Annotated in this window: 24 protein-coding genes and 1 pseudogene; 5 read left to right on the plus strand and 20 right to left on the minus strand. The window is 69.1% G+C overall.

The genetic code is table 11. From position 1 onward, the window contains the following. Nucleotides 1–170: 170 nt before the first annotated feature. From OG937_45750 to OG937_45770, 5 genes are all read right to left on the minus strand, one after another. On the minus strand, nucleotides 171–617 hold the full coding sequence (locus OG937_45750; GenBank protein WUD78491.1) for a hypothetical protein: 447 nt from the start codon (nucleotides 615–617) through the stop codon (nucleotides 171–173). A gap of 257 nt (nucleotides 618–874) precedes the next feature. Next, entirely contained in the window at nucleotides 875–1018 is a 144-nt protein-coding gene (locus OG937_45755; protein ID WUD78492.1) for a hypothetical protein, read from the minus strand. A gap of 73 nt (nucleotides 1019–1091) precedes the next feature. Beyond that, nucleotides 1092–1340, minus strand: coding sequence for a hypothetical protein (locus OG937_45760; GenBank protein WUD78493.1), 249 nt, complete (start codon nucleotides 1338–1340; stop codon nucleotides 1092–1094). Beyond that, entirely contained in the window at nucleotides 1337–2656 is a 1320-nt protein-coding gene (locus tag OG937_45765; protein ID WUD78494.1) for a S8 family serine peptidase, read from the minus strand. The genes OG937_45760 and OG937_45765 overlap by 4 nt, the downstream gene beginning before the upstream one ends. Nucleotides 2657–3712: 1056 nt before the next feature. Then, the gene (locus tag OG937_45770) at nucleotides 3713–4594 is read right to left on the minus strand and encodes a DNA/RNA non-specific endonuclease (protein ID WUD78495.1); all 882 of its coding nucleotides are present in this window, start codon (nucleotides 4592–4594) and stop codon (nucleotides 3713–3715) included. A 234-nt stretch (nucleotides 4595–4828) separates the two neighbouring features. Here OG937_45770 and OG937_45775 point away from each other — a divergent pair, with 234 nt between their 5' ends. Then, nucleotides 4829–5683 carry a caspase family protein gene (locus OG937_45775; protein ID WUD78496.1) on the plus strand — a complete coding sequence of 285 codons (855 nt, stop codon included), beginning with the start codon at nucleotides 4829–4831 and terminating at the stop codon, nucleotides 5681–5683. Nucleotides 5684–5970: 287 nt separating this feature from the next. Here OG937_45775 and OG937_45780 read toward each other — a convergent pair whose 3' ends face one another. Beyond that, complete coding sequence (locus OG937_45780) at nucleotides 5971–6672, minus strand: peptidoglycan DD-metalloendopeptidase family protein (protein ID WUD78497.1); 702 nt, start codon at nucleotides 6670–6672, stop codon at nucleotides 5971–5973. Nucleotides 6673–6788: 116 nt separating this feature from the next. Between OG937_45780 and OG937_45785 the strand changes: the two are divergent. The 3 genes and pseudogenes from OG937_45785 to OG937_45795 all read left to right on the plus strand — a co-directional run bounded on the left by OG937_45785 (nucleotide 6789) and on the right by OG937_45795 (nucleotide 9591). Beyond that, a pseudogene (locus tag OG937_45785) lies at nucleotides 6789–7446 on the plus strand (transposase). Between the two features lie 655 nt (nucleotides 7447–8101). Beyond that, complete coding sequence (locus OG937_45790) at nucleotides 8102–8680, plus strand: hypothetical protein (GenBank protein WUD78498.1); 579 nt, start codon at nucleotides 8102–8104, stop codon at nucleotides 8678–8680. A 695-nt stretch (nucleotides 8681–9375) separates the two neighbouring features. After that, on the plus strand, nucleotides 9376–9591 hold the full coding sequence (locus OG937_45795; GenBank protein WUD78499.1) for a hypothetical protein: 216 nt from the start codon (nucleotides 9376–9378) through the stop codon (nucleotides 9589–9591). Between the two features lie 15 nt (nucleotides 9592–9606). Here the strand turns inward: OG937_45795 and OG937_45800 are convergent, their stop codons facing one another. Both OG937_45800 and OG937_45805 read right to left on the minus strand, forming a co-directional pair. Next, the gene (locus tag OG937_45800; GenBank protein WUD78500.1) at nucleotides 9607–10998 is read right to left on the minus strand and encodes a hypothetical protein; all 1392 of its coding nucleotides are present in this window, start codon (nucleotides 10996–10998) and stop codon (nucleotides 9607–9609) included. Nucleotides 10999–11538: 540 nt separating this feature from the next. Next, nucleotides 11539–11889: a hypothetical protein gene (locus OG937_45805; protein WUD78501.1), complete on the minus strand. Its 351-nt coding sequence runs from the start codon at nucleotides 11887–11889 to the stop codon at nucleotides 11539–11541. Nucleotides 11890–12563: 674 nt separating this feature from the next. Between OG937_45805 and OG937_45810 the strand changes: the two genes are divergently transcribed. After that, nucleotides 12564–13877, plus strand: a complete 1314-nt coding sequence (locus OG937_45810) for a hypothetical protein (protein ID WUD78502.1) — start codon at nucleotides 12564–12566, stop codon at nucleotides 13875–13877. Here the strand turns inward: OG937_45810 and OG937_45815 are convergent. The 12 genes from OG937_45815 to OG937_45870 form a co-directional block, all read right to left on the minus strand. Next, nucleotides 13861–15681, minus strand: a complete 1821-nt coding sequence (locus OG937_45815; protein ID WUD78503.1) for an asparagine synthase-related protein — start codon at nucleotides 15679–15681, stop codon at nucleotides 13861–13863. The genes OG937_45810 and OG937_45815 overlap by 17 nt on opposite strands. 1 nt (nucleotide 15682) lies before the next feature. Then, nucleotides 15683–16306, minus strand: coding sequence for a lasso peptide biosynthesis B2 protein (locus tag OG937_45820; GenBank protein WUD78504.1), 624 nt, complete (start codon nucleotides 16304–16306; stop codon nucleotides 15683–15685). A 454-nt stretch (nucleotides 16307–16760) separates the two neighbouring features. Next, nucleotides 16761–20225 (minus strand): LysM peptidoglycan-binding domain-containing protein, encoded by a 3465-nt coding sequence (locus tag OG937_45825; protein ID WUD78505.1) that lies wholly within the window; start codon nucleotides 20223–20225, stop codon nucleotides 16761–16763. 32 nt (nucleotides 20226–20257) lie between these two features. Beyond that, nucleotides 20258–20710, minus strand: a complete 453-nt coding sequence (locus OG937_45830) for a hypothetical protein (GenBank protein ID WUD78506.1) — start codon at nucleotides 20708–20710, stop codon at nucleotides 20258–20260. Beyond that, the gene (locus OG937_45835; GenBank protein WUD79086.1) at nucleotides 20711–21145 is read right to left on the minus strand and encodes a pilus assembly protein; all 435 of its coding nucleotides are present in this window, start codon (nucleotides 21143–21145) and stop codon (nucleotides 20711–20713) included. A gap of 26 nt (nucleotides 21146–21171) precedes the next feature. Further along, complete coding sequence (locus tag OG937_45840; GenBank protein WUD78507.1) at nucleotides 21172–21516, minus strand: pilus assembly protein; 345 nt, start codon at nucleotides 21514–21516, stop codon at nucleotides 21172–21174. Nucleotides 21517–21614: 98 nt separating this feature from the next. Then, nucleotides 21615–21824, minus strand: a complete 210-nt coding sequence (locus OG937_45845; protein WUD78508.1) for a hypothetical protein — start codon at nucleotides 21822–21824, stop codon at nucleotides 21615–21617. Nucleotides 21825–21873: 49 nt separating this feature from the next. Further along, on the minus strand, nucleotides 21874–22755 hold the full coding sequence (locus tag OG937_45850) for a type II secretion system F family protein (protein ID WUD78509.1): 882 nt from the start codon (nucleotides 22753–22755) through the stop codon (nucleotides 21874–21876). Next, complete coding sequence (locus OG937_45855; GenBank protein WUD78510.1) at nucleotides 22752–23681, minus strand: type II secretion system F family protein; 930 nt, start codon at nucleotides 23679–23681, stop codon at nucleotides 22752–22754. The genes OG937_45850 and OG937_45855 overlap by 4 nt, the downstream gene beginning before the upstream one ends. Then, entirely contained in the window at nucleotides 23681–25216 is a 1536-nt protein-coding gene (locus tag OG937_45860; protein WUD78511.1) for a CpaF/VirB11 family protein, read from the minus strand. Before OG937_45860 ends, OG937_45855 begins: the two co-directional genes overlap by 1 nt. Then, nucleotides 25206–26021, minus strand: coding sequence for a hypothetical protein (locus OG937_45865; GenBank protein WUD78512.1), 816 nt, complete (start codon nucleotides 26019–26021; stop codon nucleotides 25206–25208). The genes OG937_45860 and OG937_45865 overlap by 11 nt, the downstream gene beginning before the upstream one ends. Next, on the minus strand, nucleotides 26021–26722 hold the full coding sequence (locus OG937_45870) for an SAF domain-containing protein (protein ID WUD78513.1): 702 nt from the start codon (nucleotides 26720–26722) through the stop codon (nucleotides 26021–26023). The genes OG937_45865 and OG937_45870 overlap by 1 nt, the downstream gene beginning before the upstream one ends.

Raw genomic sequence — 26722 nt, forward strand, 5'->3', positions numbered from 1 at the left:
TCAGAGCCCGGTGACAGCCACCGGCGATCTGGTGAGAAGTGGCGTGTCGACCTGAGTAGCCGCCGTACTTGGGCCCGCAGACGCATCGCGGGGCTATAGCTCTTCCGAAGGGAGCTATGCCGCCGGTGTGGGCGTGGCTCGGTAGCGCTCCAACAGCGCTTCCATGCCGTTCAAGCCGGCGTCCAGACCGAGCTGGCGCAGCCAGTCGTCCACCTGTTCCTGGCGCTCGGCGGCGAGGCGCAGGTCCAGGGCGGGGTTGGCGCGCCGACATTCGGGACCTGTCGCAGCCCTTCCTCGTGTAGCAGGTGGGCCACCTGCCGGTCCGCGGCAAGGTGGAGTTCACGGGGCTGCGCTACCAGGGCGGTGTCGATGTCAGTGATACGGGCGAGTTCCGTGACGACATCACGGCTGACGGCGGTCTCCAGGATACCGTCGAACAACGCCGCCAGGTCTGGTACTGGGTACCGGTAGTCCTCCGGCACGCGCTCAAGGGTTTCGGCGTAGCGCCGGACCCGGGAGATGACGTCGATGGTGACGTTCGCAATCGGAGCTGTGGGGGTGGAGCCGTAGACCTCGGGGAGCTTGACCGTCACAACGGCCTCGACGGGGTGCTCCACGGGGGTACTGCTTACGGCCTGCCACACCAACCGTGCCGTTCGAGACCTGTTGTGTCCGTACCGGCGGAAGCCGATGCTGTCGGTGACCGCCCTGTGCATGAGGTTGAGCAGAGCACTGGGCAAGACCGAGGCGGTCAAGGCCTGAGCGAGCGCAGCGACGGATCGCTCCGAGAGTGGGCGCCAGATGCCGGCCTCCCCCGCCGGTCGACCGGGAGGTCGGCTGGCGGTATCTGCAGGCCGTGTACGTGGAGCACTACTCACCGGAAGCCTTGCGCCGCCTGGTGGTCTCCGAGTACGAGCTGCTGTTCGTCGGGGACCCGGAAGTGATCGTCAGGCAGCTGAGCGGTTATCTCGACGAGCACTTGCACCAGCGCCTCACCGGCTCCCAGATCCGCAGCCACCTTCTGACCGTGCCGGGAGTGCGCCCACGGCTTCTGGCCGGTGACCCCGGAACGATTACGGCTTTCCTTGGGCTCACTGGATGGGGGATTGGGGGGGTGGTAGTTCGGTGGTGCGTTCCCGGTCGAGGGATTCGACGCCGTCGATTGCTTGCAGGGCGGGTATCCGGTTCTCTGTGATGGTGCCGGAGAGGGTGCCGAGGATTGGTTGTTGGCTGGTGATGGTCAGTCCGGCCTGCCTCAAGGCTATGACCACGTCTGCGAACCGGTCGGGGTCGACCGCGAGGATGACCCCGACCGGCGCGGACTGGGACGACTTGTTCACGGGGCCTGGAGGAGGCCCGCGCCGATGTCCCTGACGGGTTGCGTCAGCGGGAAGGCGCCGGATTTGAGGCTGGCCACGAGGTCGGCCGCGGAAGCGTTGGGGTTCGCCTGGGCGAGGAGTGCGAGGACACCCGCGACGTGCGGCGTGGCCATGCTGGTGCCGCCCATGGACTGGTACTCGCCTCCGGGAGCAGCCGAGCGCACCTGCCAGCCGGGCGCGGCGATGTTGATCTCGCCCCCCTGGCCGTTGATGGCACCGTTGGAGAAGAACGCCGGTGTGAGGCCCTTGTCGAGGGCGGCCACCGCGAGGATGGAGGGGCAGTTGGCGGGCCGGCTGACAGGCTCGATGGTCGGGGGCCGACGGCTGTCGTTGCCTGCGGCTGCGACGATGACCGTCCCGCGTTCGAGTGCGCGCTGGGCCAGTTTCTCGTATGTCTGCGGGAAGAGCTCACCGGGTTGGACTCGTGCGCCGAGCGACATGGAGATCACTCGCGCGCCGTGGGCGACGGCCCAGGCCATGCCGGCCAGGATCTGGCCGTCGGTGCCGCTGCCTGCGTTGCTGAGGACCTTCGCTGCGAGGATCCGGGCTTCGCAGGCCACGCCGTAGCGGGGTCCTTGCTGGGGGTTGGCCGGGCCGGCGGCGGTGCCGATGCAGTGTGTTCCGTGGCCGTGGCCGTCCTCGACGATTTCGCCGGGCACGAACGAGGCTGTCGCCTCGATGCGTCCGGCCAGGTCCGGGTGGTCGGTGTCCACGCCAGTGTCCAGGACAGCGATCTTCACATCGCGTCCGGTCAGGCTGGACAGGTTGGCCCGGATTGCCTGCAGGCCCCAGGTCCACTGCTGCTCGTCCCAGGCCGGGCCCTGGACGGCGGCGACTTCGGCCCTGGTGTGGCGGGCGACCACGTCTTCGTCGCTGCGGTAGGCGGGGAAGAATTCGGTCGGTGCCTGCTGCGGGGCGGTGATCGGCAAGGCGTAGACCATGCGTTCCGGCTCCGCCGCGATGATCGAGGGCTCCGCCTCGGCCGTGGTCACCAGTGCGTGGCGCTGCTCGGGCCGTACCTCGACGACGGCGGCGCCGAGTTCCTCGAAGAGTACCGAGACGTCGGGGCGCTCGAGGAGTTCGGAGACATTCCCGGTCTCCGTTCCTCGAACGCGTTCGACAGGCGCGATGTCGGCGGCCGATCGCAGTGCGTTCAGTCCGTTTTCCTGGTTGCTCGGGTCGAGCAGGACCACGTAGCGGCCGGTGTACTCAGCGCCTTGACCTATACCGGGGCCGTTGGGCCGATGGGGCTGTTCGCCGAAGGCACGCCTGTCCATGGGGCCGTTCGCCATTGGTTCTTCCCGCTTTCTGTGTGCTTCCCCCCGGCTGGATGGGGGCACGCCGATTCACGGGTCGTCAGGCGCCAAGGGTGGGTGGCGGGGAGCGGTTCAGCCGCGTGTCGACGCGTGATGCCGTGACCTGCAAGGCTGTCGGTTGCCAGGCAGTCGGCGTTGCCCCCGCTACACCGTCGCACCGGGTAGCAAGGCCCGCAACTCAGCGTCGCCACCCCCGGCGGGAGAACGACGCCCCCCCACGGCTCGGTGCCTTTCGCAGGGGCCTTTCCTGGCTGACGGCCTCATCTGCCGGGGCGCCCCAAGTAAAGCCAGGCGGTGATCGTATGGGGAGGTCGCAGGGGACGATCCGGGTACGGGGCCAGGGGGTCTGTTCGCGCGGGTCAAGGTCACCAGGGCGCCGGCAGTACGGGCGATGGCCGGGGAACGAGCCGTATTCCGGGCTGCTTGCCGGGGCACCCGGGTGCTCCCGGCCCGGCCAAGGGTGGTGTTGTGTGCCGACAGCACCACCGTGGCGGCGGCCGGGCCCGCGGGCACGGGACCTCGCGACCCGTGCCATGCCCCTCGTCGGACGAGGCTGTGCCGGCGCTGTCGCGGCGGTGCACCAACAGGTGCTCACGCAAGGCGAACGGCGGGGCAGGGCGTCGGCAGTCGGTTCTGGTCACGGACGGTCCGGCGCCGGCGGCGCCGGTTGGAGCCACTGTCCGATACGAATGCGTGGTGGGCGCTTGCCCGGGCCGCCGTTCGGCGTTACCCGGCGTACTGCCATCGACGCGGCCTGGGGTCATGCGTCTGCGTCCGCAGGAGCAGCCGGTTAACGCGGCCGGATGGTGCCGATCGAGAGGTCGTGGTGCCCGGCGGCGAGACCGGCGAGCGCCTCGTCCTCTTCCGCGTACCGGTCGGGGCCGAGCGTCGGGTCGCCCGCTGTACGGGGCAGCGGCCGTCCGTGCTCCCGCCAAGGAATGGCAACCCGTGGCGTGCACGGGCGGCCGGTTGCCCTGCGGATCTCCAGGACACCAGGCCCGGCGAGTCTGCGGGGCCCTATACGACGATGTCGTCGAACGATTCCAGCTGTGTCCAGCGCTTGGCGGCGCGGGCCCCGGCAGGCAGGCGGTCGGCGGCCGGCAGGGGGCCCAGGTCCAGTCCGGTGATGTCTGCGACGTCGGCGACCGGTACCTGGAAGGTGCGGAAGGCGCCCAGCGGTGGGGGATCGCCGGCTCTGGCCGCTTCGTCCAGGGCCCGGGCGGCAGCGTCTTTGCTGAGGTCGGGGCTTTGGTCCAGGACGTACGCGGTGGACGCCAAGTCGCCGTCCTGCAGGAAACCGGCGACCTTCCAGAAGCGAAGAGGGACCTGGATGCCCCGGTACGGCGGATCGGAGTCCTCAAGGACTGCTCCGGTGAACACCGTCAGCTTGCGGTCGAACTGCCCGGCGTGATCGAGGAGGAAGTTTTCCAGCCCCTGCCACAGTTCCTTGCCCTGGTTGAAGATGTCCATCTGCGGAGCAGCGTTGGTGTAGTGGAACGTGTCACCGTTGGCCACGGTTGCTTCCGGCGCCTGACCCCATACCGGATCGAGCCTGCGCACCAGGTGTCCTTTGTCCAGCGGGTTGTCCTTGTACACCGCATGCCCGGCCTGCTGGCTCTCGGGAAGGCGGGGGTCGAAACGCCAGTTGTCGTTGCGGTCCACGTCCATCAGCTCGCCGCCGTTGATCGCAACAGCCGTGGCCGTTGCCAGGCGCCGGTCCGGACGGAACACCACGCTGAAGTGCGTGTAGGGCAGGATCACCGTTTCGATGCCCGGATCGGTCGGCCGGGGCAGCGGCACAGCCGGCCCGAGGAAGCGCTCGTCGTAGCCCTTGCGGTGGGCCAGCGATTCACGGCTCGCCGTTGCGGTATCCGGTGACGGATCGGGGGGAGTGGCCATGACTGGCTACCTACCGTGCCGCCCGTGTCTGCACGCCCGCATGCATCCCAACATCACCCAAATAGATCTACATAGAACACTGGGCATCTAATCGGGCGATTAGGATCATGCCGGGAGTGGGGAGGGAGCGGGAGCCGGCCCTTTCCATCGGCCGGGCTTTCGGCCCCATGACCGGCTCTCGGTACCCGCGGGCGACCCACGGGGCGCTGTCACTCGTACGGAAGGAGCCAGTCCATGGCTCAGAGCATGTCCATCCACATCGGACTCAACAACGTCGACCCTGACAAGTACAACGGCTGGGACGGCAAGCTCATCGCCTGCGAGAACGACGCTCGCGACATGGAACAGCTCGCCAAACAAGCCGGGTTCAAGGACCGGACCATGCTCCTGACCGCCGAGGCGACCGTCGGCAACGTGAACACCGAACTACGCAGGGCAGCCAAGGTCCTGTCGCCGGGTGACATCCTGCTGTTCACCTACTCGGGCCATGGCGGGCAAGTCCCCGACATCAACGGGCCCGAGGACGAGCCGGACCGGCTCGATGAGACGATGTGCTTCTTCGACCGCGAGTACATCGACGACGAGCTGTACAAGGAACTGGAGGCTTTCGCCGAGGGCGTTCGCATCCTGGCCTTCCTGGACTGCTGTCACAGTGGAACGGGGCTGCGGGTCCGGCAACTGCTCACGCCAGAAGCCATGGAAGAGCAGTTCCAGACGACCGACCCCAACCAGATCGAGACGACATCCAGGCTCATGCCCCTGGACAAGCAGGATGAGCTTTACCGGCGTGACCAGGGCTTCTACGACGCCATCCAGCGTGAGCTGGACGCACGGGACAGCCGGGAACTCGGCGCGAGCGCTGTGCTGATCTCGGCGTGCCAGGACAACCAGCTGGCCGCCGACGGGCTGCGTAACGGCCTGTTCACCGGCACCCTTCTTCAGGTGTGGAACGGCGGCAAGTTCCCGGGCGGTTACAAGGCATTCCACCGCGAGATCCTCAAGCGGATGCCGGCCACCCAGAGCCCGAACCTCTTCGTGACCGGTCGGCCCAGCAACCGATTCCTTCGACAGCGGCCGTTCACGATCTGAGGAGAGAAAGCCACACAGGCCGCGGTCACCGCGGCTGCCTTCCGGCCCCGGACGGGCGTCAGCGATGCCGGGCTCGAGCAGGAGGCGTTCGACGGTGCAGCGGGCCACCGCGTGACCCCGCCGGTTCAGCACCCGCCACACCCTGCCAGGCACCGCGGACACGACGTCGCGCATTCCACGTCAGTACCCCGGAGAATACCGGCCACCGGCAGCCCTGCCTCTGCGGCGTCGCTCGTCGGGGCCCTGCCGGCAGCTGCTGTCGGCCAGCCGCGCGCGGACGGATTGCGCTACCACTGCGGCTTGCGCACGTGGCCGTACCCGGCGTTGCGAGGCCGGTCTTCGAAGTGAAGGTGCGGGCCGGTTACGTTGCCGGTGGTGCCGACGTAGCCGATCACGTCGCCGGCCTTGACCCGGCCCGCTTTTCCATTGCGTTCCATGTGGCAGCACCAGTAGTCGCGGCCGTTGTCGGCCCGGAGTCTGGCCACCTTGCCATATGCACCTCCGTTGAAGAACTCCACGGTGCCGGGCCGGACCGCGACAAGCTTGGCTCCGGTTGGCGCGGCATAGTCGTCTCCCGTGTGGTAGCCGGCTGCGTAGCGCGCGTTCCTGACTCCGAAGGGGTGGGTCACCTTGTGCCCGGGACACGGTGAAGGCATCCTGCCGCCGGGGGCGGCGCCGAGATCGACGACCTTGAAAAGGCCGGATTCGTCGGCCAGCAGTCTGCAGGTCTCCGGTCCGGGGATGCCGTCCGCGTCGGCTCCGCTCCAGCCATGCGACCGCTGGAACTTCGTCGTTGCCGCTTTGGTCGCGGGGCCGAATATGCCGGGTCCGGACGAGTAGTCCAAGCCCACCACCTTCTTGAGCCCTTGCTGGAAGAGCAGCACATCGGGCCGGCTGTTCTCCTTCGTGCCCGCCACGCCGACTTCTCCGGTCGCGGCTCTGGCGGCACCGTTCACCTTGAGGTACGAGATGCGCGGGGACTCGGCCATCGTGGCCCTCCTCCGGCTCGCTCCAGCGCATACGGCCCAGGGCGCTGTCGGCGTGCCTGATGGGCTTGCTGGGAAGGCGTCCATCTCCACGCTACTCCGGGCACTGCACAACCTCCGAGTGCGGCCGCCGCCTGAATCCATCGTTCAACAGCGTCAAACGCTACGCACGCACCCGCGAACCCCCGGCCCTGCGTCGGGCACCGCGCTCCCGGCCCACCCTGGCGACCCCTACCGCGACCCCTACACGAACGCCGGACAGCCGACCCCGCCGTCCTCGTGCTCCAGCGCTTCGGCGAGATCAAAGAGCTGGGCTCCACCGGCAGCCGCACGCTCCTCGACCGCTGCATCACCCAGGGTCGTGCCGAGAGCGACCGACCTGTCACCACGCCCCGCCGGCTCACCCGCCTTGTCCTGACCCGTCCCGACAACCTGCGGGACAAGGACTCCGCGCTCGTGCGAGACCTCGCCGCCTGTCGTGAGATGACCGAACTCACCTAACTCGTCGCAGGGTTCGCCGCACCCCTCACCCTCAGCACCGGCAACGACGCCAGGCTCAACCAATGGGCTACAGCCGTCGGCGCCTGCGCCCTACCCCACCTGCACGCCTTCGTGAACGGCCTCGAACTTTTGACCGGTCCGCGGTCAATGCGGGCCTCACCCTGCCCCTCGCAACGGCGCACCGAGGGCGTCAACACGCGAACCAAGAGGATCACGCGGCAGAGACACGGCCGGGCCCGGTTCGCCCTACTCCGCCACCGCATCCCCCTCCAGTGATCAACGCGCTGCGCCACCACCGACTACGCGACAGAGCCGAATGCGGGACGGAGCCGTTCGGTGGACAGGGCCAGCTGGACGCGCGCGCGGACGACCGGCTCACGGTAGTCCCGCCAGGTGAAGCCCTTCGGCAGATGTGCCGGCTGATGTGGTCACCGATGCGAGCGCAAGGGGTTCCCCGGCCACCACACGCGGCTGCGAACTGGGGACAATGGCGCTGCACGAGGTGCACACGGGCGGCGGTGGAAACCGCCTGCCCATCCACGCAGCGCACCAAGCCGCGAGCACCGGTGAGCCGCAGTCCGGCCCGGTCCCGGCTGAGAGTCTCGCGGCCGCAGCGTGCTTCAGCGCCTCGCCGCCGTCGGCTGCCCCGGGGTCCTGCGGGAGTGAAGGGCTGGATGAGAGCCGGCTTGGCGGTCGACGCCGACGCCGTGGCCGCCGACTTCGCCCAGTTCAAAGGGGATGCTGAGCCGGTTCGACGGCCCGGGCAGCGGGCGAGCGCATCGACAGGCGCCGTGACAGACTGAAAACGACAGGGGCCGTTCGGGTGGAAGTTCGTGACCGGACGCACCGGCGGCCCCCAATTCCCCTTCAGCACACTCGTCTTGGCAGGGTGCGCCGCCGCGCGTCCCTGGCCACAGAGAGGAAGTCTGAGATGACGATGACCACCGACATCAAGCAGGCGCTGCTGCCTCCGCGCGTTCAGACAACGATGGCACTTGGGGACGACCACGCCATCCAGATCCTCGCGTTCCCCGACGGTACGATGGCGATCGTGGAGGGCGGTCGCGCGATCGACCAGCTTCCCGCCACTCCGGGCGAGGTTCAGGGACCGCCCGAGGCCGGAAAGCAGGCCAGTGGTGAGTGGGCCGGCTACGGCGAGCCCGCGGCGCGCGCCACGGACGAGCAGATCTGGTTCCGGAACACGTTCTGCAACGGCGCCCAGTCGTGCGTACAGGGTTGGGACTGGGCGACCTGCGGGACGAATCGGGCCGTGGGTTTCGGGACGGGGATCGCGATGGTCGGCCGCGAGGGGTCGCACAACGCCACTCTCTTCGTCGACGTGTGGCAGTGCAGCGGCCAGGAGTGCTTCTGGGTCCAGAACTGGCAGGGCAAGGTCGTTCCGGGACACTGGCTCTCGGTGAACACCAACGCGCCCGACCGCAAGTGGCTGCGGTGGCGGCTCGAAGGCGCCGGAGGCGACACTCAGGTCAGTCTGGCCGCCAAGTACTGACCGAACGACCCGGCGACGGCGCCCCAAGCCATGCCACTTGACCAACTGCGTACTGGCTCGAAGCCTCGGCGCCCAATGGATCGTCGGCCGTGACGCCGGTCCCCTCGGAAGGAGCCTGATTCGACCCGGCCGCAACGGACAGTGCCCGCCCCGGCGAGCGCGCCTGCCACGGCGTGTTGCAGAGCTTCCGGCTGCGCCCTCAGGGCGCGGGTCATCTCGGTGAGCCCGGCCTCGCCGTCCCACCTGCGCCCGCGCTGCGTCGGTATCGACCGGCATGGGGACCGGTCCCGGCGCGGAGACCGCGACAGTGGCCGTGAGGGGCGGACGCGGGGATGCCGGTGATGGAGACGCCGGTCGGGGCGCCCGTGTGTGACCCGGGTTGACCGCGGGCCGTGAACGAGACCGAGACCTTGTCGTGCAGACCGTCTCTGACCGGCTCGCGCTCGCCGCGGTGACCACGCAGGGCGCCGAAGCGCTCGAGCGCGCCGGTTTCAGCGCGGACCTGCGGCGCGATGACACGGCGGCCATTGCCGATCCGGGACGACCAGCCGGCCTCGGCAGCCGAATCGCTCGCGGACGCCCCTCACAAAGCCTCTTAAGGCAGCCGCCGGGCCCGCCGCGACCCATCGACAAACGCTGTTCCTGGAAATGAACGAATCCAGGCATCCTGCCGTCAATGAAATAAAGTGCACTATATGGGTGCAAACAGTAATGAAGGCCCGGAGGGTACCGGTGAAGGCGGACAGAGCGATGACGCCGAGCGCCGAGCGACCGAGAAATTCATCAGCGACCTGCTGGCGCGGGGCGAGGCGGTGTTCGAGGGGGAGGAGCCGACGCCCAGGACGACGCACGTCATCAAGCGCGGGGACGACGGACGGCTTACCGTCCGCCGTCTGCGCTTTGTCCGTTGAGTTCTGCTGAACTGCTCAGTCGAAGCACCGCCGGACCAAGACCAGACCCTCGCCGGTCGTGCTCCGTGTGATCTCGTGCGTCTTGAGCCGGGAGGGGTTGTCGTCGACGAACGCCGCCTCGGAGCGGTGCTCGGCGGGTACGTCGACGCGGCCGCGGCGGAAGAGGTCCTCCAAGTACGACGTGGCGACCCGCTCGGGGTCGGCGGGCCGCACCGAGCCGCCGGCGGGGTCGGAGCCTGCGATGCCGAACCGCCGTTCCTCTGCCGGGGCGAAGAGGGTGATCGGCTGAGTGACGCCGTACGTCGCCCCGTGGACCGTGACGGCCGTGAGCCCCTGGTCGTCACCACCGCCCGGCGTCGCCTCGGCGATGCCGGCGCCCCGGCGTGCCACCTCCGGCTCGGTGATGGACGCTGCGGCCTCCAGGGACAGGATGCCGTGACGGATGAACGCCGAGCGCAGGGACTGACCGTACTGGCCGCCGTACCGGCGCTGGTCCGCGGCGATCATGTGACCGGCGACCTGTGCGTAGTAGGCGGACACCACGGGCGCGGCCACAGCGGCATCCACCAGCAGCTGCCCCGCGATCTCGGCCGCCGCGGCCAGACCCGCCTGATCCTGAAGGTCCTGCTGCCGGAAGATCCCGGCGACGACCTTGAGGAACGCGCCGCTGAACACCCGGGAGAACGAGTGCGGCTCGCTGGAGAGCGTGTTCGCAGGGCCGTTCGGTGGCAGTTGCACCGGGTCGCGGTAGAAGAAGCTGTTCGACAGGTTGCGCAGGCAGTCCGGGTCGACCGCGTTCGGGTGGTTCTGGCGGATCGCCCAGCCCAGTTGCTCGGCCATCCGCGAAACCCGCGAGGACAGTTCGAGGTCGCCCTGTGTCTCGGCCAGCACCACGGTCCGCAGTGATTCCAGCCGGAGCGAGGTCAGCAGCGCGCTGATGTCACCGAACGCTTCGTGCAAGGCGGCCGCCTCTGCGCTCGCCGCGTTGAACAGTTGAGGGCGCAGAGCGTCGAGGACCGCATGCCCCGCCTCGTGCTCGACGACCTCGGAGCTCTCGCACGCAGCGACCGTGACACCCGCCACCGTTCGGCGGAAGAACCACAGGCCTTCACGGTTGTAGAAGGCGTTGAGGTCGTCCCCTGCGTTGAGGTGCGCTGTGAGAGTGCGGCCGACCGTCGGATACCACTGCGCTGCGGTGGGAACCAGCGGACCCCAGGTCTGGCTGGTCCTGCTGAGCGCATCGGCCGCCACCCAGTACCGGAAGGCCTCGGTACCCGGCCCGGCACCGTCCGGCTGCGGCATGCCTTCCGCGATCGCCGTCGGGAAGGGCAGTATGTCGAGCTGCGGAACGGGATGCGGTACGGGCATGTTGACCTGCGGGGGAAAACCGGGGTCATCCTCGTACACCAGAACCGTCGGAATCGTAGCTTGCTGTTGCTGCACCGTCATCGCGCCTTCCTGAAGGGAAGAGATTGCGGATGGTGGACTCCACCACAAGGACAAAAGTCCTCACGTCCGGTACCAGGTCTTGGCAGCCCGGTGTCACTGGGAACACAGCAGCCGTAGTCGCCTGCGGCCGGCGGTGACGGCAGATGAGCGGGCGGTCGATCCTGACCCGTGGCCGGTGCGCACGTGCCACCAGACCCGGCGACACCATGGCGGCCGGACGGAAAGCGGCCGCCGCAGCCGGTCAGGAGGACTGCAAGCAGCGTGCCGCGCTCGTGGGCGCTCACGTGGTGCTTCGAGCCCGCCTGGCCCCGGCCGGCCAGCTGTGAGGTCCGACTGACATCGAGGCAGCTGTGTTCCGCCGACCTGCAACCCCGCAGGGCTCCAGACCCTGCACAAGGAGCATCTCACCGTCAAAGAAACGCGTGACTGGCGCCAACACCATGGGATCAGGCAAAGGAGAGCCGATCACCGCGTCCGCGTGGAGATCCTCGACCGACTTCATGTGGGTTTCCTGGGCGTTTCCTGCTCGCATTTGTGCAGAGCGCTTGCCGCGGTATTTGAAACCGCTTTTATGCCGAAGTATGCCGTCGTTATGGCGGTTATAGCGGTAAACGCGCTCGTGAGCAGTGCGACTACTTGATTACTGTCTGCTGAGGCTCTGTCAATGCCCACGGCCGCCGCACCGGCGATCGCGCCGTCACTCGCCACAACCGCCAGGAGTCCAGCCATACTTCGGACTCGCTCGGTCAGGCCCCCATTGCTATCTGCGTGGCGACCAACCACTACAAAGACAACTGCTGCAAGAGCGAGCAGCAGGGCCAGTGCAGCAAGCAGGATCGCGACCCACATAGCTGTCTCCCTTGCGTCGTAGCGCTAGGCACACGCGACTGGGGTAGGGGTGCAGCCGTCCATTGCATCATCTCCCACATAGCTGCCCTCTGCACGTGGTGAACCGCACCGGGAGCGATGGAGTGGTCTGTCCTGGGCTGGTGGAGTCGGAGGGGTGGAGAATTGACCCTTCAACAACTCTCCGCCCCAACCGGCAACGCAGGCACTCTGCCCTCGGCATGCTCAGCTGGAGTGCGAGCTACGTGCAGCACGGGCAGCGTGAAATCAGCTGTCCCGACTCCACGCAACGCGGGGCAGGGCCTCGATGAGAACCGGGGCGGTTCACTGGGCCGTCCGGAGGTATCCCGGATGGTGAGCTGGATGATCAGCACCGACGATGGTGCTCGAGCCCCTGGCAGAGCGCCAGGTCTCCTGGATCCGCTTCGGGGTTTTGATGATTCGCGACGCCATCGCGAGGTTCATGCCGCCGGAAGCCGGCAGGGGGCTCGTCGGGGCGCTTCACCCGTGCAGTGCCCCCAGTGATGCTTCAAGGAGACGCACCCCATGGTTTGTGCTGGCCTGCGCCCATGCCGACTGGCCGAACTCTTTCCGGCCGGCGTGGGTGGTCCGCCCGGTCGCGGTCACCGTCGGCGCTGCCGGCACATCACGTACGGCCTGCTGCGGCAGGTGATCGCGTGAAGACTTCCCCCGGCTCCGGCGGCGGCTCGCGCTTGCAGCGGCTGTGGAGACCGGCGGAGAACGGGCGGTCGCCGGCAACGGTGATTTTGATCTTGCTGGTCCTCCTCGTGACAGCTGTGCTGCTGGGCCGGTTCGGTATCGAGAACGTCGGCGGAGCTCTGACCTACACGGGTCGGATCAGCGGTGCCCTCCTCATCGTGCTGTCGGTCACCACATTGCTGGGCGCTCTCGCGGTCGTGGACCACTGGTTCCGGAACAGCTTCCCGCCCGCCGGATTGGTCGCGCTGATCGCCACGGTCGCGGCATGCGCGGGCAACATCTTCCTTTTGGTCACGACAGCCAGGGATGGCGATTCCACGCCCTACCTGGTGCTGTGGTGCCTGCTCGTAGTGGGTTCGGCATGGGCTGCCTTGGCGGTGTACCGGACGTTGGTCGTCATCCCCGCTCCGAAGCGGGTGGCCGTGGCAGTGGTCGTCACCACGGCAGTGGCGGTTGCCAATTTCGGCTACGAGAACCTCTACAAGCCGACCCAGCGCGAGGGAAGGCCCCGTGTCGACGTTGTTGTGGGCAAGCCTGCGGTGACCAAGGACCGCAAGGCATTCGCCATACCCGTCGACATCACTCTCGAGAACCGCAGCAATGTGGGTTTCTACGTGTTCGGCGCCGAGTTCCACGCCATGGGCGAAGTAGTGCCCCTGAGCCCCAAGGACCGGCTCACCCAGCAGTGGCGTGCTGATGCCCAGCAGTGGGGCGAATATGAGCAGCGCCCACTGTCCCGCCGGGAGATCCACCAGCCTGGCGACTTGGTGGCGGCGCAGCCATTGGTGCGCGGCGGCAGCTGGATCGAGCCGGGTGACACGGTGGTCACCCAAACGGTCGTGCAACTGCCCATGAACACGCAGTACGACCAGTTGGCCTTCTACGCCAGTGTGAGCTTGGCGAGTAAGGACCGGCTTCGATTGGAGAGCTTTGGCCAGAACGGATTTTCCTGGAAAGGCGTCAAGTTGCCCCAGTGGATGGTGGACCAGAATAAGTGGAGCTCGAACCCCGTTGACTCCGTTGTCTCTCGCGGCAGGGTGCACGAGGGCAACGCGATTGCCGAGCATACGAGGGACCCCCGCTACGTCACCGTCTACTGGCAGTTCGGCAAGCATGGCGCAGGCCTGAAAGTAGCCGTCACGCGAGACGGCGAAGAAGACCGCGAGCTTCCAGACGAGGAAAATCGCGACTTGAGGAACTGGTACGGTCTCGCCGACGTCCTCACAGGCCCGATCGAACGGACGCTGTGGGACATCAAAGGCCGGCGATGACCGGCATGTCCGCGCCACCGTGCGCGCTGAGGCGCTGGTTCAACCGCTCCAGCCACACCACGAGGGCAAGAGAGCTGTTCATACGATCCCAGGAGTATGCGTCTCCTACGCCGAGCTGTGCCTCCCGCACTGCCCGGCACAGCGTCTCGACGTCGAACATCTCCGCAATGAGCGGATGACGCGCAGAGCGGCACAGGTCGATGAGCTGGTCGCCGTGTGCCCGCAGGCCGCGGGCGTAGAGCTCGTTGAAGGCGACCTTGACCGTCCGGCCGCGGATGAGGGGCGGCAGCAGATCTGCCATGGCCTCGCGCAGAACCGCCTTCGGACGGCCGGGATGGAACGTCGCCTCGGCGGGCAGGCGGCGCATCGCGGCGATGACGTGCCTGTCGAGGAAAGGGTGCGAGAGGAAGAATCCGTCCCGTGGTGCGCGGCGCCAGGACAGCGGGTCGGGAGCGGCGATGTAGGTGGCCGCGTCGTAGAAGGATTGTTCCGGCTTGCGTCCGAACATGAAGCGGCTCTCCGAGACGCTTGCCCCACGGTAGCCGTGGGCCCGCGCGAATCCGGCTCTGATCCATCGCGGGCGGGAGAAGTTGCCCAGGCCGCCGAGCACGGTTCCACGGCGGCGGACGAGCGCTGTGATCCGTTCGGCTGCCAGCGGCACAGCCGGCTGCACGACGTAGGTACAGACGACGTCCCGCACGCCCCGCTCGCTGCCCTCGGCCCAGGCACGTGCCTGCTTCGTCATCTGCCAAAGCTGTCCTGAGCGGGCCAACTGGTGCAGGTGCAGCGGGTTGGCGTCCGCAATAGGCTCGGCCCCGCAGCCCGTCATGAGGGTGTCACAGGCCAGTTCCGAGGCCGCGGCATGAAGCCTGCTCCAAAACGGGGCACGGAAGGCGTGCGCATGCGGCTCGTCCGGGTCTCCCGCGTGATGCTCGAAGTCGTCGAAGTCGGCGACGTCGTCGACATCGACGACGACCGGTCGGGCTGCGGGTGCGAGACGGCCGATCTCCTTCATCGCCTCGTCGAGATACGGCTGTTCCCCGGCCAGCTCTCCCCAGCCGAATCGCCCGGCGAGCAGGACCAGGTCTCCCGGGTCCTGTGCCGCGGCCAGCAGACGGGCCGCGAGCAACGCGATGCTGGTGGAGTCGGTGCCGCCGGAGACGTGGCACGCCGTCACCTGGCCCATACGGCGCCCGACCGCGCCCTCCAGCGCGAGGCGCAGCTCCTTCGCGGCGCCGCTGAGGCGCAGGGCGTCTGCTGCCGGTGCCGGTGGGTCGTGCGCCTGAGCGTCGCGTCGCAGCGACCGACCGCGTATCTGCCCGGTGAGCGAGAGTTCCACCACCTCGCCGCCCAGGACCCGCTGTACCCCGGCGAAGGGAGTGAGTTGCGAGCGCGGCTGCGCCAGGTTGCCGGTCAGATAGCGGCAGAAGTAGCGAGGTTCCAGATCTGCTCCACCACCCAGGCGGCGCGCCGAGGTACTCACCGCACTCACACGGCCACCAGACTCCCTGAAAAACAGGGGAATGCGTGCCTGTTCGTCCCGCATCAGCAGGATGCGGTCGCGGCACACCAGGACAGCCGCAAAGTCACCGGTCGGCAGAGGCGGTGCGGTTCCCGGCCGTCCGAAGGCGTCGAGGAGGCCGCGCGCACCGGCCACGCGGTCACGGACGGAGCCGACCCAGCCGGCGACCACCGCGGTCCCGGCCGGTGAGGAAGCCGTCGTCACCAGGCCTTGCCGCGCCATGGCCCCGGCCGCCGAGAGCTTCGGTGCGCCCCCGGCCCACTCCAGGTGGAGGGCTTCCACGTCAGTGCCCTGCGCTATTGATCGACAGGACCGGCGTGAACGCGTGCCCGCGTGGATCGGCGTCAGGGATGCACAGGCCGGCCGAAGACGTCCAGGCGTGCATGGCGAACGGGTGCTCACGCACTCCGACGTGAAGCACAGCCTGCAGACCGCGCCGCCGCAGCAGGATGTAAGCCGTCACGGCCTGGGCCTTGCAGTCGTCGTTGACGAACCAGCCTGTGCGGCCGTGGCGTTGCACTGCTCGTTTCAGGCGTGCGATGTCCTGCGGTGAGGCGGGGTCTGCACGGGCGTAATCCGGAGCGGCCAAGGACAAGAGCCGAAGGACGTGCCCGAACCCCATGGTCCGGATCAGCAGGTGTACCCCGCGCAGCCAGAGCCCGATCTGGGCGTTGGAATGTTCCTTTGGGCAGGCTGTCGCGCACCTGGCGCGGATGAGACCTGTGACGAGTTCGGCGCGTTCTTCGCGGTTTTCGCCGGCGAACTTCTGGATGTCCGCCTCCGCCATCGCAAGAAAACGCGTCCGTCTCCAGTCCGCAATCAGCGCTCCGCCGGCCATCCTTGTGACACGGCAATGCGGTGACAGGACCTGCGTCATGGCTGTCAGAGCATCGGTATCCTCCGCCACCGCATATCCTCCAAGATCAGCCCGCCGCAGCGTGCTACGGCGGGCCCGGTTCGACTTGCGGATGGTGTCAGCCCTGGTACCCGTGCCCGTCGTAGTGGCTACCGCTGAACCCCCGGATCAGGCGGCCGTTGCCGAGAAACACAATCCCGCGCGGCCTGCGACGCCGCAGCAGCCGGTGAAACATCGCCTACCTCCAAGATCAGAGAGCGTCGTTCACGCAGTTCCAGGCTACTTTGCCTTAAATATCCCGCAACTGGACTGTTGGTGTGGTCCGCATCGGTGGTCTTGATGGTCCGCTGTGGTGGCCGGGAAGCTGCCAGAGCTCCGGAAACCTCGAGCTGATGTCGTTGATGACGGCATGAGCCGCCTGTGGTCCCAGACCGTATGCGTGTCTGGGTTGGGTGTGGTCTGCCTCGGTCTGTCCCGTGCTCGGCCGGCACCTCGTCTTTCGTCGTCATGTCTTGCGGGGGGCGGCCGGGGTGGGTTGTTTGGTGGGGAGTACGAGGTCGATGGTTTGTTGGGTGAGGGGTTGTAGCGAGATGTCGTAGGTGTGGGCGATGTGCTGGGCACGCGCGACGGCTTTGCGGATCCCGGTGGTGTTGCCGGCTGCCCACTCGATCATCATCCAGTCGCGGTAGAGGACTTCGGCGGTTTCGTCGATGTCCAAGCCGCGTAGTACCGCGTGGCGGGCGGCGTCCAGGTCGGGGTTTTCCTGGTCGGTGTGCCAGGTGGCCAGTGTGTGGGCGACGTCGATGATGCGGGAGAGCATGTCCTGCTGTACGGAGTGGGCCCAGGGGTAGTTCTGGCCATCGAATGGTTTGCCGCGTACGAGGCTGAGCGCGGTTTCCAGGTCCGGGATGCCGGTGGCGGGGGCGGAGGCCAGCCCCTGGGTGGCCAGGTGTTGGAACAGGGCCCAGTCCGAGCGCACGCCGGGGTGGAAGGTGTAGCCGTTGCTGGGCCGGGGCAGGTAGGGCTGTCCGTCCGGGGCGGTGCCGAAGCGGCTGCGGAGTTCCGACAGCCGTGACTGCAGCGTGCGGGTCGACCAAGGAGAGGCCGGGTCCATCGCGGCGCACAGGGTATCGGCGGTCCGCCCGGGCCGGAGGTAGATCAGCGCGGCCAGTTCGGCGACTTTGGGGCCGTGGCCGGAGCTGGTGACTCCCGAGACCTGCAGTGCCCCCAGCACGTTGATCTCCGGCGCGCCCGGGTCGTCCCCGACGACGTTGCTGTCGCTGGGTGTCGGCTTGTGCGGGGCCTGCGGGACACCGTGACCGCCGGGTTCGGTGGAGGGGGCGCTTGCGGGCAGGAAGGCATGTCCGGTCGTGCCGGCCTGCTCGGGTTCGGGGCTCGTCCGGTTGCTGTTGCCGGCGGTGGAATCGATCAGCTGGTTGTGGGCCGGGGCTGCGGTGGCAAGGAGTGCAGGGAAGGGATCACCGGGGTCGGTGTCCTCCTCGTCGGTGCGCAGAAGCATCGTGTGCGGCTTGGGCCGCGGGGTGGCGGCGGCGATGTTGTGGTCTTCGGCGAGTTGCCAGGCGCCGGTGGCTGCTTGTGCGGGGCGGTCGGCGATTTCCAGCGCGTGGAGGTAGCTGCGGTACTGATCGTCGGTGAGGCGTTGCAGCTGTACCGGGCCGGAACCGAGGTGGGCAAGCGTGATCGGGGTGTCTGGAGCCACTGGGAGGTGCTCGGCGTCCGGGAAGGCCTGTCGGGTGGCGTCGTCGGCTGGCAGGACCGCCGCGACCGGTAGGTCCCGGGCTGCGGACAGGGCGTCGGCGAGCTGCCGGGCGTGGTCGGCGTCGATGTCGCCGGCGCAGATCAGGATCCACGGCAGTGGCGTGGGAGCATTTTTGAGGTCGCCGCCGTGCTGATGTGCCTCCACCAGCAGGGCGCCCAGGTCGGCTGCGACGGACGGCAGATGCGGCATGGCCCGGATGCGGCCCTTCGGCAGCAGTGTCGCCAGCCGCGCCCCGAGTCCGACGGTGATGATCTCGGTGTGGTCGGTCCAGTTGCTGGTGCCGGCCTCGAGGGCCAGGGCACGGGTGACCGCGAGGACGTCGTCGGCGTCACCGTCCAGGAGAAGGGTGCGGGTGTGCAGGAGGTCGGCCAGCAGGAGGGCGCCGTCCTCGGTGGCGCCGAGGGTGACCAGGCCCGGGTAGGGGGCGGGTACGTGGCGGGCGGTATCGGAGGTCAGCAGCGGGGATGCGGGGTTGAGGACCCACGTGCCCGGTGTGTCGCCGCCGGCGAAGGGAGGAAGCGGCTGGGCCTGCGGGTCATCAGGGATCAGCTGCACGCTCCGGTCGGTAATCTGAACTCCCCGGATGGGGGGCAGTTCCTGGCCGGCGGTGTCGGCGTGCTGGGCCAAGGTGCGCAGCACGGTGTCGAGCAGGGCGACCCCGGCGGGCTCGGCCGTGGCATGGAGAACCTGCTCCAGCCGAGTGGGTTCGGCGTCGATGGCGATGGTCTGTCCGGCGCGGCGACGGCGTTGCTGCAGGATCCGTTTCACTCCCAGGGCCCCGGTCAGCGAGGCCGCCAGCAGCGCGCCGATCCCTGCGGTCAGCGCCACATGCTGCGCGATGCCGTCCGAGCCCTGGTCAGTGCCTGTGGCCACTGGAGGTGTTGTGGAGGCCGAAGCGGATGTCTGGGGGCCATGGGTGGACTGGCCGGCCGGGGCAGTGGGGAGGGGTGCCGAGGGAATCGCCGAGGCGGGCTCCAGCCGGGCCGGGCGGCCGGTGCCGCTCGCGGTCGGGTCTGGGACGCGGCCGGTGTCCTTCCCGCTGCCGGTCGATGGCGCGGCATCGGACGGGGCGGCCTTCGACGGGACGGCGGTTGCATCCGGCGTGGTGGGCGAGGCCGCCCGGTGGTGCTGCTGGCCGTGGTGACGGCCAGAGCCGCTACCGGTCCCATCCCTGCTGCCGTCACTGTCCCCTTCATTGTCGTGGTTGGGGTGGGCGGCGTGCGTGGCCGGGAGCTCGAGGTGCTGCCCGGGGTAGATCAGGTCCGGATTGGTGAAGCGGCGGCCGCCGGGCTGGGCTTCGCCCTCGTTGAGACGGAAGATCTGCGGGTACCGGTCGGCGCTGCCGAGTTCGTCTCGCGCGATCTGGGAGAGGCTGTCACCGGGCTGGACGGTGTAGTCGCCGGTGTGTTCAGCGTCGATGGCCTCGGCAGCGTGGCCGCCGTCGGTGTGCAGGCCGGTGGCGGTGCTGCCGGCCGCGGTGGTGCCGGTGGCGTCGCCGGGGAGGCGCAGGGTCCAGCCGGGCCGGATCGGGGCGTCGGCGTGGAAGGTGCTGCCGTCGGCCATGATGCGGCCGGCGTTGAGGGCGGCGATTTCCTCCCACCGGTTGCCGTCACCGAGCCGTGCCTCGGCGATCGACCACAGGCTCTCGGCGGGCCGGGTGTGGCGCACCGTATAGGCGACCGTCGTGTCCGACTCGTGCCCCACAGATACAGCGGTCGTGGTCGGCTGCTCGGGGGCGCTGGTGCCGGGGTGGGGGGTGGCGGTGGCTGTGGCGGCCTGCGCTGTGGGGGCGGAGGCGGCCAGGGCCGTGCCGGTGGGCAGCGCCAGCACGATGGCGCCAACCAGAGTCGCGGCGGCCTTCTGCCCGACCAGCAACCGCAGCCTGGGTGCGGCGCGGCCGCGTGACTGCGCGGGTATCTCCAGCAGCACCGAGACTGCGAACAGTGCCCATCCGATCCAGCCGGCCACGGCCAGCGCCAGCAGGAAGACCTGCCCGGAGTCCTGCGTGGACAACAAGTGACCGAGGGCAGCGATGCCGCCGGGCGCAACGATGGCGGTGCCCCACCACAGCAGCATCGGCAGTCCGGCCAGCAGCGCGACCAGCACGACGAAGCTCACGCCGGCACGCACCACGGTGAACACCGGGCCGGTACGGGGAGCGCGGGCCGAGCCGGTGGGGGGCTGGGGCATTTGTGGGGCCCTTCTCGTGCGGGGGCGTGCCGCTACTCGGGCTGGGTCACGCCGTGCAGCAACGTTGCAGTCCCGTGGCCACTCACGCGCAGCGCGCCGATGCCGAAGACGGTCAGGAACTTCGTGTCGTACGTGCCGGTGACGACGACGGCCACCCGGGTGCCGTCACCGGAGAGGGTCACCTGACCGCTTGCGCCGGCCCGGTGCAGGTAGGACTGAGCGGCCGCCTCGGCAGCCTGCGGGTCGACGCGGATCGCGGCGCCGGTGATGGCCGCAGCCGGGTCGATGGCCTGCCCGGCGGCACGGGCGGCTTCCAGCGCGAGGGCGTCGGCACGTTCGGTGGCGCGGAGCTTGCCCCCACCGTCCAGGACCAGGCCGATGATGCCGAGCAGCACCACGGTGCAGACCGCCACGAACACCGCGATGCCCCCGCGGTCGCCGCCCTTGGGCCGCAGGCGCCGGCGCAGCCTTGCGGGAAGCGTCATCTAGTGCTCCCTCGCTCGGTAGGCGTCCACGACCGAGGTGAAGCTGCTGGTCAGCGTTTTGGCTCCGGGAGCGCCCGGCAGCAGGAGGTCGGAGAGGCCGACGGTGCAGGTGACCGTGACGGTGACGTAGCCGACCTGCCCGACCGGGACGGTCAGGCCGCTGGCATCCACGGACACGCTCGTGGACGTACACGTGATGCCCTGGTCGTTCAGGGATTGCTCGGCCGCCTTGGAGGCGGCGGACTTCGCCGCTTGGTAGGTGCGTTCGATGGAGGCGGCCCGGGCGGCATCCTCGGCGGCGGCGTCGATTTTGCTGCCGGAGGTGACCAGCCGCCCGGCGGCAACGGCCATGCACACGAAGGCGACCAGCAGCGGGGTGACGATCGCGGCCTGGATTGCCTCGCTGCCCCGGTCGCCACATAACCGGGCCGCCATCGCGGCCCGCAGTTGGCGTCGGGGCCTCACGGAGCGGTCCAGCGCTCTTTGGTGCCGGATGCGGACTGTGAAATGTGCAGCCCTGAGATGCCCGGCAGGAGCGAGGGGGCGGTGCCGGTCACCGTGACCCGCACGGTGACGGCGGTGCTCCCGGCAGTGCTGACCTGCGGGTCGCGTAAGGAGTCGCCGGCGATCCGGTCCAGGGTCTGCCGTGCCTGTGCCGCACCGTCGCCACTGGTTCCCTGGTAGACGCGGCTCGCTGACACTCCCTCGCGGGCGGCGGTGAGCGCGATGTTGCGGGCGTAGTACCACATGGAGGCCTGTACGACCGTGATCGTGAGCAGGATGACGAACGGGAAGACGATCGCCATCTGAAGGGAGGTTTCTCCCCGGTCGCCGCGGGTTCGGGCGCGTATCGCGGCCGCCGACCGTAAGCGGATCAATGCGTCTGTGTTTTTCACGCTCTGCCTCAGATGCCCGACAGTTGGCCGTTGTACTTGGAGATCACCACGGCGATGGTGCCGGCGATGATCAGGGCACCGGTGACGGCGGCGACCCAGATGATGACGGTGGTGATGGAGATATCGCCGGCGTCCGAGCCTCGCTCGATGCCCTTGGCGTGCTGTTTCCTGGCCCACAGGTAGGCGGCGGTCAGCGGACGGGCGAGCCGGGAGATCATGCATGCTCCTTGTCAGCGGGGTGCAGGGGTGCAGGGGGTGCGGCGGGTTTCAGGTCGTCAGGATGCGGATGACCGCGGGGAACGCGATGAGCAGCATGACCAGCACCGCCAGCAGCGCGCCGGGGGCGGTCATCTTCTCGGAGTCGGCGTTGGCCTCGGCGGCCTGGCGGGCGAGCAGTTCGGTGCGCAGGTTCTTCGCCCGGGAGCGGAGTGTGGCGTACACGGAAGCGCCGTCGTCGGTGGACTGCCGCATGATCGCGGCCAGGTCGTCCAGGACCGGCAGATCCAGCTCGGCGGTCAGCCGCCCCAGACTTTCCCAGTGCGGCACCTTGTCCAGGCGGGAGCTGGCCAGGGCCTGCTCAATACGGGTGAACGCCCAGCCCGATCCGACCTGGGCGGCCTGCTCCATGGCCTGCTCGGCGGAGACGTTCCCGGCCCGCCGCAGCGCCACCAGATCCAGATAGGCGGCCATGGCATGGGCGAACTCTTCCCTGGCCCGCCTGGCCTGATCCCGCAGCGCCAGATCGGGGGCGACCCACAAGAGGGCCGCGCACACCGGGCCGACGACGGCGGGCAGGAAAGCCGGCACGCCCAGCAGCAGGAACGGGATCGCCGCCAGCGGGGGCAGCAGGAGACCCGCTCCGGCCAGAGCAACCTTGGCCAGCAGGAACCGGCCGGGTGAGGTGCCGACCAGGGCAAGATTGCGGCTCGGGATCCGTACGGCGGCCAGCGAGCCAAGGTTTTCGACCAGCCACGCCCCCCAGCGTTCGTCCCGGTCCACACTGACTGATGCTGGTGCCGGGGGAGCAGGGTGATTCAGGCGCTGCAGCGCCGGTCCCAGGGCCGGCGCTGGACTGGCCAGCTCCTTGAGGAGCAGGGCCACCCCGGCGCCGACCGCTGATCCGGCGAGGATCGCACCGACGGGAATCACACGTCCTCCCCGGAGGTGGCCGGCCGGTCGGTCGGTGCCGCCGGCACCGACACGCGGCTGCGCGGATCGGCGATCAGGAACCTCGGGACCGGCTGGTGGTCGGCCAGCTGCCGCATCCACGCCAGCACACCGATGAAGGCAGCCGCCAGCAGCGCCAGGACCAGCTGCCCGAGCACGGTGCCGTACGGGGCGGTGTAGCCGGGCACCAGCATTCCGGCTCCTACCACGCCCAAGGTGATGAAGGTCATCCACCGCACCGTCGTGCGGGGCTTGGCCCGGTCCGCCTCGATCTGACGGCGTTTGGCGACCTCCTCATGGACGGAGTCCGCGAGATCCTCCAGTGCCTGGGCAAGACCTGGCCCCCGGTCGGACGCGGACAGGATCAGGGCAGCCACGACCTTGTCGGCGGTCACGTCGTCCAGCGCGTCACCGAACGCCCGCAACGCATCGACCGGCCGCCAGCCGACCGCGAGGCGGTCGACCAGGTCGGCGACCTCGCCGGCGATCGCTTCCGGAACGCCCCTGCGGGACAGCTTCAACGCCTCGTCCAGGCCGCGCCCCAAGCGCAGCACATTGGACAACCGCATCGTCCAGTCCCCGAGCGCCTCCAGCTTCCCGATTCGGCGGGCCGCGCCCTGGGTGGGGGCCAGCAGCCAGGGCACACCGACGACCGCCAGCATCACCAGCGCGCCGGCCACGAACACGCCGGTGACCAGCCACACCAGCGCCCCGGCGATGCCACCTGCGACCAGACGGTTGCGGCGCCGCAACCTCGCGTCCTGGTCGGCCTGACCGGTGCGGGCCCGCAGCCGGGCCACCACGCCAGGGCCCTTCGGCGCGCTCGTGCCGGCCACGCCCGCCACGACCCCGACCATCCCGGTGGCCACCGCGAGCCCGGCCACGACCCACAGCAGCATCCCGCTCATCACGGTGCACCCCCCACCAGCAGAGGCAGCCCGCCGCGCCACGTGCCACGCGGGGCGCTCAGCAGATCGGAGTCGAAGCCGGTCCGCCGCAGTTCGTTGATGCACCGCGGGTGCATGTGCGGCACCGCCCGCGGCTCGTCCCACTGCGGCGCCGGGCCGAAGATCTGGTTGGTGTCCGGCCGGCCGGCCTCGCCGATGCCCGTCACCTCCAGCACATGGGTGACGAACCGGTGGCGGCGGCCGCCGATCGGCCGCTCGTCGATGGAGCCGTCGACGTAGACGATGAAGTCCAGACCGTGGGCCGCCTGCCGGTAGGCCAGCTCCGGCGTCATATTGCCCTGAGCCTGCAGATACAGCTCAGCGATCCGGTCGAAGACCACGCTCGGGTGGGAGGCGTGGATGGTGCACAGGTTGCCGCCCTGACCATTGGTCATGGCCTGCATCATCGCCACGATCTCCGGCCCGCGGACCTCGCCGACCACCACCCGCGCCAAGCTCATCCGCAGCGCCCGGTACATCAGATCCATCAAGGTGATCTCGCCGGCGCTGTGCCCGTCGACACGCTCACCGTTGGACTCCCGCGCCTCCAGCGGCACCACCTGCCGGTGGTAGCCGTTGGTGTGCGCCCACAGTTCGTACTCGGTCTCCAGCGTGGCGAACCGCTCGTCGGGGTCGGTCTGCTTCAGCAGGGCGCGCAGCAGCGTCGTCTTGCCCGCCGCCTGCCCACCCGCCACCATCACGTTCTTGCGGGCCTTCACACACGCGGCCAAGAACGCCGCCAGCGTGGTGTCGATCATCCCGAGCCGCACCAGATCAGCGAGGTCGGCGTGGCGCTGTCCGTGCCGGCGGATGGTCACATAGGTGCCCGGCGTGACGTCGGTGATGGCCTGCAGCCGGGAACCGTCAGGCAACCGCAGCGCCAGGAACGGGTTCGCGGTCGACAAGGTCCGCTCGCTCTGCCCGGACTGGCGGGCCAGGTCCCGAAGCAGCTCCCGCAGCTCCTCATCGCTGTCCGCCACCGGTGCCACAGCCAAGCGCCGTCCATCGGTGAAGTCCAGCGCAACGTCGCGGTAGCCGTTGATGAGGATGTTCTCCACCTGCGGGTTGTCCAGATGCTGCTGCAGCCGCCCTGCCCGGAACTGCAAGTCGAACACCGCCTGCGCGACCGCGGCGTCCTCCACCGCGGCAGTGGCCACCCCACGTTCGATCGCCACCGCGTCCGCCCAGACCGCGACCTGCTCGTTGATCAAAGCGCGGCCCTGCTGCTCCTGCGCCCCAAGGCTCATCCCCGGCTGGGTCCGCAGCAGCGCGGTCAACCGCTCCCCGACCTCTTTCTTGATCAGCCGGACGGCCTGGTAGTCCACCACCACACCCGGCACCTGCGGCGCACCCACCATGCCCGGTGAGTGGGCTTGTGCGGGTGGCATCGGATCGGCGTAACCGTGCGGCCCCTGCTGCCATCGCCCCGTGGCGGCAGGAATCCGCTCACCAAGCGGGGCAACAGAGGGATTCTGATGGAGCGGGCTAGCGCGCACCGGCCACCGCCTTCCCACTCCCAGCCCCGGGCGGTCCCAGACGGGCCCGCCGGGTCGCCACCAGCTGCCGCAGCCGGGTCGTCGCCGACCGCACGCCCCGCATCAGCTCACACGCCTCGAACTTCCTCGGCTGCGGAGCCCCGTCCGACAGCACCGCCGCCTCGCCAGGCCGCCACGGCAGCGTCGCCACCACCTCCACCTGCAGCTGCCGCTGCACCTCCTCCTTCACAAACGGCCCGCAGTCGATCAGCACCAGGCCGATCTCCACCGCGCTGCCCAACTGCTCACGCAGCGCCAACAGCCGCACCTGCGCGCCCTGCAGACCGCGCAGCGTGTTGCGGGCCACCAGCAGCACCACGTCCGCCCGTTGCGCCAGCACCTGCGACGACCCGAACGCGCCACGCCGCCCCAGGTCAACCAGCACATCGTGCCGGTGAGCCTCGATCCCAGCGAACATCGCCGCCAGCTGCTCCCACACCGGGCCCATGGACGAGGCATGCGCCGGGTCGTACAACCCCGGCAGCACCAGCCGGTCTCTGCTGCCGGCGTCGGTGACATCCACCAACTGCCGCCAAAACGCCTCGCCCAGCTGGCCCTGCCGTCCGGCCAAGGCGAGATTGCGCAGGCCATGCGTAGCGCCGAGCGTGCCCTGGAACGCGCCGGGCAGGATCGCCCCGCCATCGGGATCACACTCCGCCAGCACCACCCGGTGCCCCGCCTCCAGCGGCCAAGCCAATAGCAACGCCATCGCGGTGGTGGTCACCCCGGGTGCACCAAGCCCCCCGGCCAGAGCAATGACAGCCATCAGCTGCCATCCCGGGCCGCAACGATCACAGCGACATCGCCGGTGGCGACACGGGAGGCCAGAGCGGGCCCGTCGGCGGCTGGGACAGCTACATCGACCACCACGACCCCGGTGGCGGTCGCCGGTCTGCCGACCGCGACCACGGTGGCGGCCAGCGTCTTGGGCGTACTGTCATCAACGGAGGCGCTACCGGGGCCGGACACCGCATCCGGATCCGGCGTGCTCACGATCAGAACCCTCTGCCCCGGCACGAGTGGTGTGGCAGGCAACTGCGACGGCTTCACACCGACCCCGACCAACTGCTCGCCCGGTCCCAGCAAAGACCTGGTGGTCACCTGAGACGGCGCAAGCAAAGACCCGGCCTTCAAGCCGATCGCCGCCCGCCGGCCGACCAGAGAGTCGGCCTTCGAAGCCTTCACAGACTGCACCGCCGGATCCAGCGCGAGCGATGCGGTACCCAGGTCATCCCTGGTGATCTGCGAACCGACAGGCACGTCCCTGGTAACGACGACCACGGCGGTGCGCTGCCCCGAAGAGGCATACAACACCGCACCGGACAGACCCCCGCCGGCGATCAACGCAACAGACAAGGCGATCAGGCCAGGGCGACGCCGACGCTGCCTGACCATCCGGGGCGCCGCCACCGGCTGCGTGGCCGGTCCGTACTGCGCCGGCACCGGGGGAGTGGTGGTGTTACTCAC

Origin of the sequence: Streptomyces sp. NBC_00510 (genome assembly GCA_036013505.1) — a bacterium.
Classification (GTDB): Bacteria; Actinomycetota; Actinomycetes; order Streptomycetales; family Streptomycetaceae; genus Actinacidiphila.